Below are 17,679 nucleotides of genomic sequence, written 5' to 3'. Positions count from 1 at the left end.
CCAAAAGCCAACCTGTGTTGGCTTTTTTTATGTCTGAAGCAATGTCATGACTGTGGTCAAAACGCCCACAAAATAGAGCAAATTGGCCTATGTCACTGCCCTGGACTCAGCCCTAACCTAGTGCCCAACAACCCATCACCCGGATCAAGGGCATAACAAAATGACTGAATACAAATTGGCGCTGGTTGGCTTTGGCGGTGTTAACCGGGCATTGGCTCAGCTGATTGCCGAACGTAACGAACAGTGGAAAACAGAACTGGGGTTCACCCTGAAAATCGTCGGCGTGACTGACTTGTTTCTCGGTTCGGTGATTGGCCGCGATGGGCTGGATGCCAATGTGCTCGCCCAATTGCCGGCGGTCAAAGGTGCATTGGCGCAACTGTCGGGTGGCGACGTCGCAGCCCTCAATGAAGCGGTGATCAAGGATTCCGGCGCGGACATTATTGTTGAAGCCACGTTTACCAACCCGGTGGACGGTGAACCGGCGACTTCGTTCTGCCGTTGGGCGCTTGAGGGCGGCCAGCATGTCGTCACCACCAACAAGGGCCCCATCGCCTTGCACGGCGCCGAGCTCAAAGCACTGGCTCGACGCAAGCATGTCGCCTTTGAATATGAAGGTTCGGTCATGAGCGGCACGCCGGTGATTCGCCTGGCCAGGCAGGCGTTGGCCGGCAGCTCCATTGTCGGTTTTGAAGGAATTCTCAATGGCACGTCCAACTTCGTGCTGACCAGCATGGAAGGCGGCCTGGGGTTTGCCGAGGCCGTCAGCAAGGCTCAGGAGCTGGGTTACGCCGAAGCCGACCCGACGGCAGATGTCGAGGGTCATGACGTACGCCTCAAGGTGGTGATCCTGGCGAATGAACTGCTGGACGCGAAGCTGAAGGTCAGCGACGTCACGTGCAACGGCATTTCGTCCCTCAGTCTTGGCGACATCGAAAAAGCCCGGCAGGACGGCGCTCGCTGGAAGCTGATCGGGTCGGCGATGCGCCATGCCGACGGCTCGATCAGTGCCAGTGTCGAACCGCGGCTGTTGAACAACGACCATCCGCTGGCCAGTGTTGGCGGCGCGACCAATGCGGTGTCGTTTACCTCGCAACTGCTCGGTGCGGTAACAGTTTCGGGGCCGGGAGCAGGGCGCACGGAAACAGCGTTTGCGCTGCTCTCGGACATCATCAGCATCCATCAATCCATTGCACGCAACCAGGAGTAAACCTGTGAAATTATCGCGCCTGGTTCTGGATATCGTGGAGCCGCCCATTGAAGTCTTTAACGCCTATGACGGATCCCTCATTGGTAGCGTAACGAATGTCTGTGCGTCGCAAGTTCCGCAGTTGTTGGAGAAGGGACGCAGTGGTGCACGAGTGTGCGCCGCGTTAGCGCGTCATCGTCGGGCTCGCATTCTTGAGCAAGCCGCAATCAACATCGAACATGACGCCGGTGTGTTTGCCAGGCTGATCGTCGACGAGGCCGGGAAGACCCTCAAGCAGGCGGAAAAGGAGGTCAAACGTTGCGTCAACACCCTCAAGCTGTCGGCCGAGGAGGCCAGGCGCAATGCCGGGGAGGTGGTGCCCTTCGACGCTTATGAAGGCTCCGAATCGCGTCAGGGCTGGTTTTCTCGCGAGCCCTTGGGCCTAATCGTGGCGATCACGCCGTACAACGATCCGTTGAACCTGGTGGCGCACAAACTCGGTCCGGCCATTGCGGGCGGTAACGCGGTGATTCTCAAACCATCCGAGCTCGCACCATTGTCGGCCATTAAACTGGTGTCTTATCTGGTCGCGGCAGGTTTGCCTGAATCAGTGGTTACAGTCGCCACCGGCGGTGCGGAACTGGGCAAGGCGTTGGTCGCCGCCCGTGAGGTGCGGATGATTTCCTTCACCGGCGGTTTCGTCACCGCAGAGCAGATTGCCCGCACGGCCGGGTTGAAGAAACTGGCCATGGACCTGGGCGGCAATGCGCCGGTAATCGTCATGGGCGATTGCGACCTTGAGGCGGCTGTCGAGAGTTGCGTGTCCGGAGCCTTTTGGGCAGCGGGGCAGAACTGCGTAGGCACTCAGCGCTTGCTGATTCAGGCGTCGATTTATGAAGCGTTCCGAGAGCGTTTTGTCAGTCAGGCACGTGCGCTTGTGGTCGGCGATCCATTACTGGCCGTTACCGATATCGGTCCCATGATTACTGCGCAAGCCGCGCAGAATGCCGAGCAAGTGGTGAACGAGGCCTTGCAAGAGGGCGCCACGTTGCTCTGCGGTCATCGGCGTGAAGGATCGTGCTACGCCGCCACCGTGTTGGAAAACGTCGATCACGCCAGTCGACTCTGGCGCAATGAAGTCTTCGCTCCGGTGGTGGTACTGCAATGCTTCGAGAGTTTCGATGAAGCCATCGCATTGGCCAATGAACCCGAATATAGCCTGCATGCGGGAATCTTCACCAATGATCTGGCAACTGCGATGAGCGCTGCACGGAGGATCGAAGCCGGGGGAGTGATGATCAACGACTCTTCCGACTACCGCTTCGATGCGATGCCGTTTGGCGGTTCCAAGTACGGTAGCCTGGGCCGGGAAGGCGTACGTTTTGCCTACGAGGAAATGACCCAACCCAAGGTGGTGTGCCTTAACACGTTGGGTTAGTCGATTCGCGGTAAATGGATCAGCTCGTATGGCATTGGGTCGGTTTGGTCACCGGCCCAATGCGTTCTGCTGAATGGGGAGAAAGAAGAAGTTGAATATTTCCACTGAGCTGATAATCGCCAAGAAAGCGTCTGTTGCGATCTGAGGAACGCCAGACGCGATGCTCGCTCAACATCAACGTCGCTATAGCAACCAGCACAGGTACAAAGGCAAGCGCACAGATAACGGTCCAACCGTATCGATTCAATATACCCCCGATGCCAACGAGCCGAGCACCACGGCGCTATCGCCAAGACGGTTTGCCCGGATGACGATGAATGCAGTGCTGCATTTAGCAGGCATCTCTGCCGACCAGTTGGCGTCTCTTACACACCGCTGTACTGATACACGGTCGCACTCCAATACTGGCTGCCGTTACGTTTTTGGCGAGCCCATCCGTCGGCGACCAGTTGATTGGCGATCATTCGATTCATAAAGCCATGACCGAGCAGCAGAACCGGTCCATCGCTGGCAAGGGACTGCAATCGTTTAGCTGCCGTGCTGGCGCGCATCCTCGCAGTGTCGGCGGATTCGACATTGCGTGAGTAACCGCACAACCATAAGACTCGAAGGATAAATGCCCAGGTAAACGGCGATAGCCGTGGCAGTTTCCAATGACCATAAGGTAGTTGTGCTTCGCAGAAAAGAGCGTCGACCAGTGCAGGCTTCAGACCGAGCGCCTGGACGGAGGTCAGCGCACGAGGTGCGCTGCTTGAAACAATCACCGTGGCGGTTGCGGCGAGTCGCATACTGGCATGCGGGACCGGGTGGTGGGTAATTTCGGATTGGTTGTATTGCTCGATCCAGTCTTTCATCTCGAGCGCTGAGATTTTTTCGGTTGCGGCCAGTTTTGGCTGGCCGTGACGCATCAGGATTATTTCCCTGATCACAATTTCACGTCCTTGTTCTGGTGTGTTTCAAACCAGCCGTGATCGCGGTACCACGCCACGGTGTCGGTAATTGTTTGCTCCAGTGCCCGGAAATTCAGGTCAAGCTCTTGTTCACTCTTGCGGTGGTTGAAACAGGTGCGGTCCTTTTCTCGTACCAACAGGCGCAACGTGGCCATGCTCAGCAGAATGGGCTTGCCAGTGAGGCGCGCATAGATCTCCTGCACAACCGCCAAGGTGTATAGAAAGGGGAGCGGTAGTTGTCGAACGGGTGTCTTGACGCCCGCTATACGTCCCAGAGCAGGGACCAGCTGACGCATTGTCATATGCCGGCCCGCCGCGAGATAGCGCTCACCTCGTCGGCCTTGTTTGGCGGCAGCAATCAGCGCCCATGCCACATCACGGGCGTCGACAACGGAGAAGCTGCCAGGGATCAGCCCGGGCAACTTGCCGTTCATGACATCGTTGACCAACTGTCCTGAGGAGGTCGGGCCAATGTCGGCAGGACCCCACATCCAGCCAGGCAGGACCATGCAGGCATGCATCTCGGGATGTGCTTCCAGGAACGTCAAGATGACGCGGTCGGCGAGGATCTTGCTGCGGTAATAGTCATCCGCGTCGGCGTCGGCCCGCAGACATGTCTCATCGATGGACATGCCAGGTGCTCCGTCGAGCACGGCAATGGAAGACGTATGAATGAATCGTCGTATACCGGCGCGGTAGGCCTGGTGAATCAGGTCCCGCGTACCGGCGACATTGATCTTTTCGAGTTCCTTCCAGTGCCTGCCACCCTTGTAGTTATCGCGAAAGAACGCCGCGGTGTGAAACACCGTATCGCAGCCTTGCAGCGATGCTGCGAATGCGTCGACATCGGCCATGTCACCAACGACCAGCTCCACACCCGGCAGATTGTGGAACTGCTGTTCACCTTTGGCTCTTGAGCGGACCAGGCCTTTGACCGTGTAGCCACGAGCGACCAATTCACGCACCAGGTTGTTGCCCAGCAAGCCGGTTGCTCCAGTAACAAATACGCTACGCATGGCTCAACCCTCACCCTGTTCGGCTAACGGCATCAACACCGCACTGTCGAAGAAGGCCTCTTCACGGATGGCCAGCCCGTTTCTGAAGGTGAAGTGTGCGGCGTAGTGCACGGTAATATGGCGTCCATGGGGTGCAATCACCCGGCCTGGCAGTACCAAGGGTGCGGCGAAGGTGCCGGTCAGTAAGGCAGTCAGCGCCAAAAGATCGTCAGCGACCATGAATGGGGTGAAGGTAACCTGGGCATCAGGGAACGCTTCGAACAGCGCAGTCTCTCGTTTGCGCATGGATTCGCGACCGGTTTGAATCCCCATACCATCGAGGTAGATGAAGTCTTCGCAAACCAACGCAAGCATCGCCTCTACATCACGGCGATTGAAGGCTCTTGAGGCGCGTTCCGCATAGTCGTTGGGGCCAGTAGTCATACAAACCATTCCATTCGTTTCGAGGGCCTGTAGATATACCTTTGAGGCATCTCCGGAAAAACAGCGACTACTGCATAATGGATTTGCACATATGCAGACCAGGGAGGACAGGACGCATGGCGTTGCAAGCAAATTGGGACGATCTTCGCCTGCTGTTAGCAGTCTCGCGGCGTGGCAGCTTCCTTCAAGCTGGCCAGTTGCTGGGTATCGCGGCGTCTACCGTGTCCCGCCGCCTGACCCAACTTGAGGTTGCACTGGGCGAGCCACTCGTCGAGCGGGGCGTTGAAGGATGCTGGTTGACCTCGCGGGGCCAATCCCTCGTGGAGGTTGCCCAGGCTGCGGAAGCTGGCTTGAGGCGTCAAACCGCGGCTGGCATATCCGAGCTACACACAGAGCTATCTGGCAGTGTCCTGGTCAGCGCAGGAGAGGGCTTCTCGTCTTGTGTGCTGGAGGCCGCGAGTCGCTTCACTTCTCTGCACCCGCGTTGCTCGGTGGAGCTGATGGTAACAGCCGACTTTCACAAGATCGTCCGCGGCGTGGCAGACATTGCTGTACGTACAGCTCATCTAGGTGAGCCGTCGCTGATTTATCGACCAATAGGCCGGCTCGCCTACGGTGTCTTCGCTGATGCAGGTTATCTGAAACGGTTTCCAGGGGTGACCCCGGCCACTGCGGTCAATGTTGCCTTGCTTCCCCCGCTGGACATGTTGCCGCAAATGCGTGCGGCAAAGGCCGGTGGTCTGGACCGCGCGCAGATCAGTGTGAACTCGTTCGCCGTGCAGCTTGAATCGGTGAGGCGAGGTATGGGGGTGGCAGTACTGCCCCGTATTTTGGCGAAGGATCTGATCGGGTTGTTCCCGGATCTCCACCTTCCAGATATGGAGGTCTATCTGGTGACCCGGCCTCAGGCATTAAAGCAGGCCCACATCAAATGTTTTTTTGCCATCCTGGAGCAGGTGCTGCTCGAAGCCCTATCCATGGAAAATGTCGAAGGTTACCTCTTAGGGGGTGACCCGTGAGTATCGGAAGAATAACGATCTCTACCGTGTATCCATTCCGCTGGTTGCCGTTGGGCGCGGAGGGGAGTGCATGCGGGTGGTGTCGGATATTTGATTCGGGCGTCGAGAGGACTGTTTGAACTATCTGAAATTGTGCGCAATCAAACGGATACAGCGACAGGCATTGTTTGTCTGGAGAAGATCTGATGAAACGCACAACTGCATTGATTCTGGTGGTGTCAGCAACCCTTCTGCTCGGTGGCTGCTGGCCGTATTATCGGCATCATGATGGTCACGGAGGTGACCATGGGCGCTACTACGGTGGTGACCGCGGAGGTCAGGAGTATCACCGGTATTAGCAAGTAGGAGAGCCGTCGACTGGTTTCCAGCCACTGGGTCATGGTGTCCGGTGCCAGCGAGAGCAGCAAGGGAAGCATCTGGAGCCCTGTTTTCAATCAGCGCCGACAAGTTGTGAGTTGACCGGCGAGCAGGAATGGAAATACGCGGCTCCAGTTGGCTAGTTCTCGGAGAGGACTCGGTTCCAACACGTCAGTCCAGCGCTATTAATGCCGTCAGCCTGAAGATAGGACTTGATAGCGTGGCTTGGAATCACTCAAGTCCATCCCCAGGAGATATCACTTTTTCAGCGATTTACCGCTGGAAGGAATATGCAGGTAAGACATCACGCTTTCGGTCAGTTCGGTCGCCAGCTTGACGGCTTCTTTATTGCGAGCCATCACACCCGCCACCAATCCTTCGATCAATGCGAGCACGGCGATGTTGGAACTGGTCATTACTGGATGGTCGGCGGGGGCAAATAGCACGTGTTCGGCAATGTTGGTGAGAGGTGATGCAGGTGAGTCGGTGATTGCCAGCACCGAGGCGCCGCGCTCATTGGCAAATCGTGCGAGTTGCAGGGTGTCGAGGGAATAGCGCGGCAGGGAGATCGCTAGCAATACATCCTGGTCGGTGATTGCGGCCAGACGGTAAGCGGCGTTTTCGTTGCCGCCTTCCATGCTGATGGCGGTAGCGTCGGCACAGAAGGGCATCAGGGTCGAGGCGGCCAGACCGGCGAAGTAGACGCTGTTGCCAAAGCCGAGGATGTAGATTTTCCGCGCTTCGGTCAGGCGGGTGACGAACGCTTCAAAGGTATCTTCATGGTTGTTGGTCGCCGCCGTGGCGAGGTTGCTGCTGGCGCTCTGGATTTGCTCATGCAGACCAAATGCGCCGTCAGGACGATGCGCCAGTTCATTGCGAAGTTTGTCGACCGGCGATACCATCTGCTGCAAAGTCGCCACCAGCTCGGCCTTCATGCCGGTGTAGCCACCCAGGTTCAGAGCCTTGGCCAAACGATTGACCGCGGCTGGCGAAGTGGATGTCTCATGAGCCATTTCTTCGATGGTCAGCGTCGCAGCCCTTAGCGGGTGACGCAGGATAAAATCCGCCACCTTGCGCAGCGACGGCTGTAAATCGGTAACGATTTCCGCCAGTTTACGCATCACCGGCGCGGCATAGACCGTGGTGTTTTTCGTGGGGGTCGGCATGTCCGGCTCAACAATTCCTGAGGGTTAGAGAGGGCTGGCTGGAGTGTATCCGAAGCCGCGGGCCGGTCGGCTAAGCAATTTCAGTCACAACGCATACCTTGTAGCAGCTGGCGAAGCCTGCGTCCGGCTGCGCAGCAGTCGTGATATCAGCCAATCCGATGCGTCAGATATACCGTGCGCTCAGATTTTACGACTGCTGCGCAGCCGAACGCAGGCTTCGCCAGTTGCTACGGACCGGGTTGCGGAGCGGGTTATTTCAAGCTGCCGGCCAGAAATTGCTGGAGACGCTCGGACTGTGGATTGACCAGCACTTCACGCGGACTGCCGCGCTCTTCGACCAGCCCCTTGTGCAGAAACACCAGTTGATTGGATACCTCGCGGGCAAAGCCCATTTCGTGGGTCACGACCACCATGGTGCGTCCTTCGAGTGCGAGATCCTGCATGACTTTAAGTACTTCGCCGACCAGCTCGGGGTCGAGTGCCGAAGTCGGTTCATCGAACAGCATCACTTCAGGTTCCATGGCCAGTGCACGGGCAATCGCCACACGCTGTTGCTCACCACCGGACATATGAGCCGGCCAGGCGTCCATGCGGTGCGCCACGCCGACTTTGTTCAGGTAGTGCTCGGCTTTTTCCCGGGCTTCTTTCTTGTTCATGCCCAGCACATGCACCGGAGCTTCCATGACGTTTTCAAGGGCACTCATGTGCGACCAGAGGTTGAAGTGCTGAAACACCATCGATAGCCGCGAACGCATGCGCTGCAGCTGTTTGGGTTCGGCAGCCTTGAGCCCGCCGAGTTTATTGGTCACCAGCTTGAGCTGTTCGCCATTGAGTACGATGTTGCCGGCGTTGGGCTGCTCCAGCAGGTTGATGCAACGCAGGAAGGTGCTTTTACCAGAACCACTGGAACCGATAATACTGATGACGTCACCGGCTTTCGCTTCCAGGGACACGCCCTTGAGCACTTCGTGGGCGCCGTAGCTTTTGTGAAGATCCTGAATTTCAAGTTTGTACATGGTTTCAACTCTCTGGAATCAGTCGCTGAGCAAACGGCCTTGGCGAATAGGGGTACTGCCGGCCACTTTGGCCAACCACAATCCGGGCTGGGCGAAGCGCAGGCGTTCGCGGGCATACAGGATGCCGTCGGTGCTGGCGTGCACCACGCTGTGTTGATCGGTCAGCGGATCAATCACTTCGAACAGTGGATCGCCGACCTTGACGTGGGCACCCAACGGTTGCAGATAACTCACCACCCCCGGGTGCGGCGCGTAGGCATACTGCGCGCCGGCGAAGGGTGTCGCTTCACAGCGGCTCGGTGGCGCGGCAGGCCAGTCGCCGTTGATCAGGCCTTGCTCGGCGAGATAGCCGAGAATGGCCTGCGCACTGTCGACGCATTGCTCGCGCCCGGTGTCAGCCATGCCGCGCAATTCAATCGTGGTGGCCACGCATGCCAGCGGAATATTGGCTTGAGGAAAGTGCTTGGCCAGGTGCAGCCAGGGGATTGCGCAGGCTTCATCGAAGGCGTTGCCTCCTGCAGCCTCGGCCAGCAGGGCCACGCCAGCGCCGAGGCGGGCGGCCAATGAGCGCAAGCGTGACCAGTTTTGCGGCATGGCATACAGCAGCATGATCGACTCGAAGTCGCAGTGCAGGTCCAGCACCACATCGGCATCACAGGCATGCTGCATCAACAGGCGCCGCAAGCCATCGAGTTCCGATGTCGGTGCCGGCATGTTGGTGAGGGCATCGCTCATGGCGCGGCGGATCAGTGCGATGTTGGCGTCGGCGTCGTCGCCCAGTCGACCTTCCAGTTGCTGCGCTACTGCCTCGGCGAGCTCCGGGAAGTCGCGATTGAAATTCTTCCCGCTGGAGAACTCGAAACGACCTTGGTGGGTGGCCTGGAACATCTGGGCGATACCAATCGGATTGGCCATCGGCACCAGCTCGATCACTCCGCTGAGGCGACCTTGCTCTTCCAGTTCTTGCAGACGGCGCTTGAGTTCGACCGCGACGCGCATCCCCGGCAGCTCGTCGGCATGCAGGGAGGCCTGGATATATGCCTTGCGCGGCCCGCTGCCAAAACGAAACAGCGACAACTTTCGTTCTGTGCCCGAGGCACTCCACGGCAAAAGGTATTGAATGTGCTTCATAAAGCTCCTTAGTGCTTGCGCGGTGCCAGATAGGCCAGCCAGCGGCGCTCGGCCAGCTTGAACAGGCGAATCAGGATGAAGGTCTGGGCCAGGTAGATCAGGCCGGCAGTGATGAACGCCTCGAATGGCAGATAGAAGCGCGAACTGACGGTTCGCGCGGCTCCGGTGATATCCACCAGCGTGACGATGGACGCCAGGCTGGTGGTCTGCAGCATCATCAGCACTTCGTTACTGTACTGCGGCAGCGCCCGGCGCAAGGCCGACGGCAGGAGAATGCGGCGGTACAGGGTCAGGCGCGACATGCCCATGGCCCGGGCCGCTTCGATCTCACCGTGAGGCGTGGCTTTCAAACTGCCGGCCAGGAGTTCCGCGCTATAGGCACTGGTATTGATCGCAAAGGCCAGGCAGGCACAAAAGGTTGCACTGGACAGGTAAGGCCAGAGCGCGCTTGCACGTACCGCTTCGAACTGCGCGAGGCCGTAATAGATCAGGAACAATTGCACCAGCATCGGCGTGCCGCGAATCACGTAGGTGTAGAGCCAGGCCGGGGCGTTGATCAGCGGTGACCGGGACACTCGCATCAGCGCCAATGGAATCGCCAGCACCAGGCCAGCGGCCAGGGAAATCAGCAGCACCTTCAGGGTCACCCATGCGCCGTTGAAATACAGCGGCAGGTTTTCCCAGATCAGGTTGTAGTCGAGAATCATGGGGTTGCTCCCAATCACAGTTCGGCGGCTTTGATGCCGACCGAGTAGTGTTTTTCCAGATAGCGCAGCACCAGCAAAGACAGACTGGTCAGCATCAGATAAAGCGCCGCTACCGCGAGGAAAAACGTAAATGGCTCATGGGTGGCGTCCGCGGCGTTCTTGGCTTTGAACATCATGTCCTGCAAGCCGATCACCGAGATCAACGCGGTGGATTTGGTCAGCACCAACCAGTTGTTGGTGAACCCGGGAATGGCGAAACGAATCATCTGCGGCACCAGAATCCGCCAGAACACTTGCGCGTTACCCATGCCATAGGCCGCGCCAGCCTCGGCTTGACCTTTGGGGATTGCCATAAAGGCACCCCGAAAGGTTTCCGAGAGATAGGCGCCGAAAATGAAGCCCATGGTGCAGACGCCGGCGATAAAGGGATTGATATCGATGTAGCGGGTGTAGCCGAATGAAAGCGCAATGCGGTTCACCAGATCCTGCCCGCCGTAGAAGATCAGCAGAATCAGCACCAGATCGGGAATACCGCGAATCAGGGTTGTATAACCTTCGCCCAGCACCGCCAGCCATTTAAACGGCGACAAACGAAAGGCGGCGCCGATCAGGCCCAAGGCAATCGCCATGGTCATGGAGGTCAGTGCCAGGTTAATGGTCAGCCAGGCGCCATCGAGAATGCTCGATCCGTAGCCGTGAAGCATGATGAAGTTCCTCAAACGAGCGCCGGGAGGCGCGCGAGACAAGTCCAAAGCGGCGCCTGCGGGGAGCCGGCGCCAGGGTTGCGGGTCAGCGTTTATTCGCCGTAGATATCGAACGAGAAGTACTTGGCCATCACTTGCTGGTACTTGCCATTCGCACGGATGGCGTCAATCGCTGCACTCAGGCGTGCAACGTTTGCACTGTCGCCTTTACGCACCGCGATCCCGGCGCCTCTGCCGAAATATTTCGGGTCGTTGATGTCCGGCCCTGCCAGCACGAAACCTTTACCGGCCGGTGTTTTGATAAAGCTCTCATCGGTGTTGACGATGTCGGCGAGCGTGGCGTCCAGGCGACCCGCTGCCAGGTCAAGGAAGGCTTCATTTTGTGATCCGTAGCGCACCACCTCGACCCCGGCTTTCTCAAGCTGCTCGGTGGCGAAACGGTCATAGGTCGAGGAGCGTTGCACGCCGAGTTTCTTGCCTTTGAGATCGACCAGTGGGTCGTTGATCACGTTGCCGGCCTTCATCGCGAACTTGCCCGGCGTGTGGTAGTACTTTTTGCTGAAATCGACCGACTTCATTCGGTCTTCAGTGATCGACATCGACGACAGCACAGCATCGATCTTGCGCACTTTCAGCGACGGGATCATGCCGTCGAATTCCTGGATGACCCACTCGCATTTGACCTTCATCTCTTCGCACAGCGCGTTGCCAATGTCGTAATCGAAACCACTGACGTTGCCCTCTGGCGTCTTGAAGGAGAAGGGTGGGTAGGCCGCTTCGATACCGATACGCAGGCTGTCGTCGTCGGCGTGTGCCAGGAAGCTTGCGACGCACAGTGCCAGAGCACCTAGAAGTTCTGTCTTGTACATATTGTTGACTCCTTGGATGGGGCGATTGGGTGGTAGGGAGGGCTGCCGTCCGGTCTGGCAATGTGGACTGTCCCGATGATTCACGAGGGTATAAATGACACAATAAATTTCATAAATCAATTGGTGTGAAAAAAATCATATCAAAATGAGGCGACACGCAGAGTACTGGTGAACGGTTGCCCACCGATGCCACCGAACCTTTGAACAAAAAAAGGGCGCCGATAAGGCGCCCGTTTTTTTCATTCCGGTATCAAGGTTTTTGCGCTGTCGGGATAGGCTCACACTGGATTCTGGTCCAGCCCGGAGTACTGCGCTGTCCTTAGCGTCGATCCAGCCAAACCGTTTGTGCATTACAGAACTCGCGCACCCCGAAATGCGAGAGCTCCCGGCCAAAGCCACTCTTCTTCACACCTCCAAAGCTGACGCGCGGATCGCTGGCGCTATAGCCGTTGATGAACACACCGCCGGTTTCAAGTTCGCCGGCCATCTGGCGGGCGAGTTCGACATTGCGCGTGTAGAGGGTGGCGGTGAGACCGAATTCACTGTCATTGGCCAACTCCAGCGCATGGGCTGCGTCTCTGGCCGTGATGATCGAAGCCACAGGACCAAACAACTCCTGTTTGAATGAGGTCATCTGATCGGTCACATCGCCCAGTACAGTGGGCTCATAGTAATTGCCGGGGCCTTCAGCCTTCTTTCCACCCATCAGCAGCGTCGCGCCTTCTTCCAGTGTGTCGCGCACCTGTTGGTCCAGTTCGTCGCGCAGATCGAAGCGCGCCATCGGGCCGATGTAAGTGTGGGGGGCGAGTGGATCGCCGACGACCAGTTGTTGGGTGGCCTCGACGAACTTGCGGGTAAATTCCCGGGCAATGCCTTGCTCGACAATCAGGCGTTTGGCGGCGGCGCAGACTTGTCCGGTGTTTTGATAACGCCCGATCACGGCGGCTTTCACCGCCTCATCAAGGTCGGCGTCGTCGAGCACGATAAATGGGTCGGAGCCGCCCAATTCCAGTACGCACTTCTTCAGTGCCGCGCCGGCCTGAGCGCCGATGGCCATGCCGGCACGCACGCTACCGGTGAGGGTGACCGCCGCAATGCGTGGATCGGCGATCGCCCTGGATACTCCCTCTGGCGTGACATTGATGACCTCGAAAACACCTTCAGGAAAGTCTGCTTGCCGGAAGGCTTCCAGCAGCAGGTAGGCGCTGCCCATGACGTTTGGCGCATGCTTGAGCACGTAGGTATTGCCGGCGAGCAACGTGGGGACCGCGCCGCGCAGGACTTGCCAGATGGGGAAGTTCCACGGCATGACGGCGAGAATCGGGCCGAGGGGGCGATATTCAATGCGTGCCTTGCCGCCTTCAACCAGGGTTGGTTCCGAGCTCAGCATGGCGGGGCCGTGTTCGGCGTACCACTCGCAGAGCTGTGCACATTTTTCAATTTCACCGCGGGCCTGGGCAATCGGCTTGCCCATTTCCAGGGTGATCATGTTCGCCATGGCCTCGGCATTGTTGCGCAAGGCCTGGCCGAGATTGATCAAAAGCTGCGCGCGTAGTTCAACCGGTTTGCTGCGCCAGGCGCGAAACCCGGTAGCGGCCCGCGTCAGCGCGGCCTGCAGTGCCGAATCGGATTCGAAAGGGTAATGGCCGATCTGCTCGCCCGTGGTCGGGTTGATCGAAATGGCATGGGTAAGGCTGGAAACGTTGGTCATGGCACCGTCCTGCGAGGTAGGAATGTGCTCAGGTTATGGGGGTATACGTTTTCTGGAAACTGAATAATACTGAGCATAACGTTCACGTTTGGAGAATGACTTGGATCTGGTTCAGCTCGAAATTTTCAAGGCTGTCGCCGAGCACGGCAGCATCAGCTTGGCCGCCCAGCATATCCACCGGGTGCCATCGAATCTGACGACCAGAATCAAGCAGCTTGAGCTGGACTTGGGTGTGGACCTGTTTATCCGCGAGAAGAGTCGCCTGCGCTTGTCGCCGGCCGGTTGGAGTTTTCTGGATTACGCTCGACGTATTCTCGATCTGGTTCAGGAGGCGCGCGCCACCGTGGCGGGTGAAGAACCGCAAGGAGCCTTCGCCCTGGGTTCGCTGGAGAGCACCGCTGCGGTACGTATTCCAGAGCTATTGGCCGCCTATAACCAGAAACATGCCAAGGTCGAACTGGACCTGTCCACCGGCCCTTCCGGGACGATGATCGATGGGGTGCTGTCGGGGCGGCTGGCCGCGGCATTTGTCGATGGTCCGGTGTTGCATCCGGCACTGGAGGGTGTGCCGGCATTCGAAGAGGAAATGGTCTTGATCGCACCCCTCAATCATGACCCGATTCATCGGGCGAAGGATGTGAATGGTGAAAACATCTATGCCTTCCGTTCCAACTGCTCCTATCGCCATCATTTCGAAAGCTGGTTCGCCAATGGCGCGGCGGTGCCCGGCAAGATTTTCGAAATGGAGTCCTATCACGGCATGCTGGCCTGCGTCAGCGCCGGTGCCGGCCTGGCGCTGATGCCCCGCAGCATGCTCGAAAGCATGCCGGGATGCACGACGGTCAGTGTCTGGCCGTTGTCGGAGTCTTTCCGCTATTTACGCACCTGGCTGGTGTGGCGCAGGGGGACGGTGTCGCAGAGCCTCACGATGTTTGTGCGCTTGCTCGAGGAGCGCGGTGTCGTGTTGATCGATAAATAGTGGAAAGTTAACGGTCTGTGCTGAAAAACAGGATAATGGCGGCCAAATCGTTTAGCTCGTTATTCTGGTAATCACGCATGGAAATCAAGGTCAACTTTCTCGACAACCTTCGACTTGAGGCCAAGTTCGACGACTTCACGGTGATTGCCGATCAACCCATTCGCTACAAGGGTGATGGCTCGGCACCGGGGCCGTTCGATTATTTCCTGGCTTCGTCGGCGTTGTGTGCGGCGTACTTCGTGAAGTTGTATTGCGAAACTCGCAATATCCCCACCGAAAATATCCGCCTGTCGCAGAACAACATTGTTGATCCGGAAAACCGCTACAACCAGATCTTCAAGATTCAGGTCGAATTGCCTGCGGACATCTCCGCCAAGGACCGTCAGGGTATCTTGCGCTCCATCGACCGTTGTACGGTAAAGAAGGTGGTGCAAACCGGGCCTGAGTTTGTGATTGAAGAGGTCGAAAACCTCGACGCCGATGCCCAGGCGTTGCTGATGCCGCACTCGACCAGCGAAGCGGGCACCTACATTGTGGGCAAGGACCTGCCGCTGGAGCAAACCATCGCCAACATGTCGGGCATCCTGGCCGACCTGGGCATGAAGATTGAAATCGCTTCGTGGCGCAATATCGTTCCGAATGTGTGGTCGCTGCACATCCGCGATGCGCACTCGCCAATGTGTTTTACCAACGGCAAAGGCGCGACCAAAGAAGGTGCGCTGGCATCGGCACTGGGCGAGTTTATCGAGCGGCTCAACTGCAACTTCTTCTACAACGATCAGTTCTGGGGTGAAGACATCGCCAATGCGGCGTTTGTGCATTACCCGGACGAGCGCTGGTTCAAGCCGGGCCCGAAGGACGAACTGCCGACTGAGATCCTCGACGAGTACTGCCTGAAGATTTACGACCGGGAGGGTGAGTTGCGTGGCTCGCATCTGTACGACACCAACTCCGGCAACACCCAGCGGGGCATTTGTTCACTGCCGTTTGTGCGTCAGTCGGACAATGAGGTGGTGTACTTCCCGTCCAACCTGATCGAAAACCTGTTCCTGAGCAATGGCATGAGCGCTGGCAACACGCTGGCCGAAGCGCAGGTGCAGTGCCTGTCTGAAATCTTCGAGCGTGCGGTCAAACGCGAAATCCTCGAAGGCGAAATGGCCCTGCCGGATGTGCCGCAGGAAGTACTGGCGAAATACCCGGGAATCCTGGCGGGTATCCAGGGCCTGGAAGAACAGGGCTTCCCGGTGCTGGTCAAGGATGCATCGCTGGGCGGGGAGTTCCCGGTGATGTGCGTCACCTTGATGAACCCGCGTACCGGTGGCGTGTTTGCCTCGTTCGGCGCGCACCCAAGCCTGGAAGTGGCACTGGAGCGCAGCCTGACGGAGCTGCTGCAAGGCCGCAGCTTCGAAGGCCTGAACGATCTGCCTCAGCCGACCTTCGAAGGTCAGGCGGTGACTGAGCCGAATAACTTCGTCGAGCACTTTATCGATTCCAGCGGTGTGGTCTCGTGGCGCTTCTTCAGTGCCAAGCCGGATTTCGAATTCGTTGAGTGGGATTTCTCCGGTCAAGGCGAAAACTCGAATGTCGAAGAGGCCGCGACCTTGTTCGGCATTCTCGAAGACATGGGCAAAGAAGTGTACATGGCGGTCTATGAGCACATCGGCGCCAAGGCCTGCCGCATTCTGGTGCCGGATTACTCAGAGATCTATCCGGTAGAAGATTTGATCTGGGATAACACCAACAAAGCGCTGCAGTTCCGCGCCGACATCCTCAACCTGCACAGCCTGAGCAAAGTCGGCCTGAGGACGCTGGCCAAGGGTTTGGAAAACAGCGAGCTGGATGATTACACCGACATCACCACCTTGATCGGCATCGAGTTCGACGACAACACGCCTTGGGGCAAGTTGACGATCCTGGAGCTGCGGCTGCTGATTTATCTCGCTTTGCAGAAGTTTGACCAGGCGAAGGATCTGGTGGAAGCCTTCTTGCAATACAACGACAACACCGTCGAGCGCGGCTTGTTTTATCAAGCCGTGAACGTCGTGCTGGAAATGCAGCTGGACGATGATCTGGAACTGAGCGACTACGAGGTCAACTTCCGCCGGATGTTCGGTAACGAACGGATGGATGCGGCGATAGGGTCCGTGGATGGCAGTGTACGTTTCTATGGCCTGACGCCGACGAGCATGAAACTGGAAGGGCTCGACAGGCACCTTCGTTTGATCGACAGCTACAAAAAGCTGCACATGGCGCGGGCGAGGGTGGCGGCCTTGTATAGCTGATAGCGATAACAAAAAAGCACCTTGGGTGCTTTTTTGTTTTTTGGAGGCAGGCTAATCGCCTGTACGCGTGGTCTCGTTTTTTGGCTCTGTCATGGGCTGTTGCTGCTTATGAGGAGGCCCTTCTATATAGAAGGGCGTTTGGGCTAATGCCAGTCAGTCAAGCAATTTCAGCTGCGACACCCTTTGTAGCAGCTGCCGAGCCCGCGAGGCTGCGTTCGGCTGCGAAGCAGTCGTAAATCAGTCATTGCGGTACGTCAGGCAGGCCGCGTCAGCTGGACTCACGACTGCTATGCAGCCGAACGCAGCCTCGCGGGCTCGGCAGCTGCTACAGATCGCATTACCGCTTAACTGACTGGCATTAGGCGATTGGGCTCTTCTATAGGCGTCCTTTGGGGCGTTTTGCTGCATTCTGCAGGTTATTGATAGAAATCCTGAATCAGTGCTTGACGGCAGATTCTGGAGGCCTATAATTCGCCCCACTTCCGGCGCAGTCGAAACGGAAAACTCCTTGATAAACAAAGAGTTACGCGGTTTTCGGCAGTGGTTGCTTCAGGTCATCGAAGCGCAAAGGAAGTTGAAAGAGAGGTGTTGACAGCAGCGTGTAACGCTGTAGAATTCGCCTCCCGCTGACGAGAGATCGAAAGCGCAAGTGGTTGAAGTTGTTAAGGAAATCCTTGAGAACTTCTGAAAAAATCACTTGACAGCAAATGAGGCTGCTGTAG

At 57.6% G+C, this 17,679-nt stretch carries 16 protein-coding genes; 5 read left to right on the top strand and 11 right to left on the bottom strand.

The features are described from left to right. Nucleotides 1-160: 160 nt before the first annotated feature. Together ACEN8Z_RS21295 and ACEN8Z_RS21290 are read left to right on the top strand one after the other, a co-directional pair. Nucleotides 161-1,210 carry a homoserine dehydrogenase gene (locus tag ACEN8Z_RS21295; protein ID WP_495595566.1) on the top strand — a complete coding sequence of 350 codons (1,050 nt, stop codon included), beginning with the start codon at nucleotides 161-163 and terminating at the stop codon, nucleotides 1,208-1,210. A 4-nt stretch (nucleotides 1,211-1,214) separates the two neighbouring features. Next, entirely contained in the window at nucleotides 1,215-2,627 is a 1,413-nt protein-coding gene (locus ACEN8Z_RS21290) for an aldehyde dehydrogenase family protein (RefSeq protein ID WP_495595565.1), read from the top strand. A gap of 365 nt (nucleotides 2,628-2,992) precedes the next feature. On the opposite strand, the gene ACEN8Z_RS21285 is transcribed toward ACEN8Z_RS21290, so the two are convergent. From ACEN8Z_RS21285 to ACEN8Z_RS21275, 3 genes are read right to left on the bottom strand one after another with little or no spacing between them, the layout of a single operon-like run. After that, nucleotides 2,993-3,535, bottom strand: a complete 543-nt coding sequence (locus ACEN8Z_RS21285) for a histidine phosphatase family protein (protein WP_495595564.1) — start codon at nucleotides 3,533-3,535, stop codon at nucleotides 2,993-2,995. A gap of 17 nt (nucleotides 3,536-3,552) precedes the next feature. After that, the gene (locus ACEN8Z_RS21280) at nucleotides 3,553-4,593 is read right to left on the bottom strand and encodes an SDR family oxidoreductase (RefSeq protein ID WP_495595563.1); all 1,041 of its coding nucleotides are present in this window, start codon (nucleotides 4,591-4,593) and stop codon (nucleotides 3,553-3,555) included. Nucleotides 4,594-4,596: 3 nt separating this feature from the next. After that, nucleotides 4,597-5,016 (bottom strand): nuclear transport factor 2 family protein, encoded by a 420-nt coding sequence (locus tag ACEN8Z_RS21275; protein WP_218497908.1) that lies wholly within the window; start codon nucleotides 5,014-5,016, stop codon nucleotides 4,597-4,599. Nucleotides 5,017-5,132: 116 nt separating this feature from the next. On the opposite strand from ACEN8Z_RS21275, the gene ACEN8Z_RS21270 reads away from it, so the two are divergent. Next, nucleotides 5,133-6,035: a LysR family transcriptional regulator gene (locus ACEN8Z_RS21270; protein ID WP_495595562.1), complete on the top strand. Its 903-nt coding sequence runs from the start codon at nucleotides 5,133-5,135 to the stop codon at nucleotides 6,033-6,035. Between the two features lie 218 nt (nucleotides 6,036-6,253). Here the strand turns inward: ACEN8Z_RS21270 and ACEN8Z_RS21265 are convergent, their stop codons facing one another. From ACEN8Z_RS21265 to ACEN8Z_RS21230, 8 genes are all read right to left on the bottom strand, one after another. Next, nucleotides 6,254-6,451, bottom strand: a complete 198-nt coding sequence (locus ACEN8Z_RS21265) for a hypothetical protein (RefSeq protein ID WP_495595561.1) — start codon at nucleotides 6,449-6,451, stop codon at nucleotides 6,254-6,256. Between the two features lie 198 nt (nucleotides 6,452-6,649). Then, entirely contained in the window at nucleotides 6,650-7,558 is a 909-nt protein-coding gene (locus tag ACEN8Z_RS21260) for a MurR/RpiR family transcriptional regulator (RefSeq protein ID WP_495595560.1), read from the bottom strand. Nucleotides 7,559-7,809: 251 nt separating this feature from the next. Beyond that, nucleotides 7,810-8,574, bottom strand: a complete 765-nt coding sequence (locus tag ACEN8Z_RS21255; RefSeq protein ID WP_008003768.1) for an ABC transporter ATP-binding protein — start codon at nucleotides 8,572-8,574, stop codon at nucleotides 7,810-7,812. Between the two features lie 18 nt (nucleotides 8,575-8,592). Then, nucleotides 8,593-9,705, bottom strand: a complete 1,113-nt coding sequence (locus tag ACEN8Z_RS21250; RefSeq protein ID WP_495595559.1) for a succinylglutamate desuccinylase/aspartoacylase family protein — start codon at nucleotides 9,703-9,705, stop codon at nucleotides 8,593-8,595. Nucleotides 9,706-9,713: 8 nt separating this feature from the next. Then, complete coding sequence (locus ACEN8Z_RS21245; protein WP_495595558.1) at nucleotides 9,714-10,412, bottom strand: ABC transporter permease; 699 nt, start codon at nucleotides 10,410-10,412, stop codon at nucleotides 9,714-9,716. Nucleotides 10,413-10,426: 14 nt separating this feature from the next. Beyond that, entirely contained in the window at nucleotides 10,427-11,116 is a 690-nt protein-coding gene (locus ACEN8Z_RS21240) for an ABC transporter permease (RefSeq protein ID WP_495595557.1), read from the bottom strand. A 92-nt stretch (nucleotides 11,117-11,208) separates the two neighbouring features. Next, nucleotides 11,209-11,985 carry an ABC transporter substrate-binding protein gene (locus ACEN8Z_RS21235; RefSeq protein ID WP_495595556.1) on the bottom strand — a complete coding sequence of 259 codons (777 nt, stop codon included), beginning with the start codon at nucleotides 11,983-11,985 and terminating at the stop codon, nucleotides 11,209-11,211. Between the two features lie 319 nt (nucleotides 11,986-12,304). Beyond that, the gene (locus ACEN8Z_RS21230; RefSeq protein WP_495595555.1) at nucleotides 12,305-13,696 is read right to left on the bottom strand and encodes an aldehyde dehydrogenase family protein; all 1,392 of its coding nucleotides are present in this window, start codon (nucleotides 13,694-13,696) and stop codon (nucleotides 12,305-12,307) included. 100 nt (nucleotides 13,697-13,796) lie between these two features. Here ACEN8Z_RS21230 and ptrR point away from each other — a divergent pair, with 100 nt between their 5' ends. Together ptrR and ACEN8Z_RS21220 are read left to right on the top strand one after the other, a co-directional pair. Continuing rightward, the gene (ptrR, locus tag ACEN8Z_RS21225; RefSeq protein WP_442096613.1) at nucleotides 13,797-14,675 is read left to right on the top strand and encodes a putrescine utilization regulator PtrR; all 879 of its coding nucleotides are present in this window, start codon (nucleotides 13,797-13,799) and stop codon (nucleotides 14,673-14,675) included. A 77-nt stretch (nucleotides 14,676-14,752) separates the two neighbouring features. Beyond that, nucleotides 14,753-16,957, top strand: coding sequence for an OsmC domain/YcaO domain-containing protein (locus ACEN8Z_RS21220; RefSeq protein WP_495595554.1), 2,205 nt, complete (start codon nucleotides 14,753-14,755; stop codon nucleotides 16,955-16,957). The last annotated feature ends 722 nt before the right edge of the window (nucleotides 16,958-17,679 follow it).

The organism is Pseudomonas sp. Pseusp10 (assembly GCF_059492225.1).
Note: the sequence above shows the minus strand (reverse complement) of the source record. Positions and strands in the feature narration are given on the sequence as shown.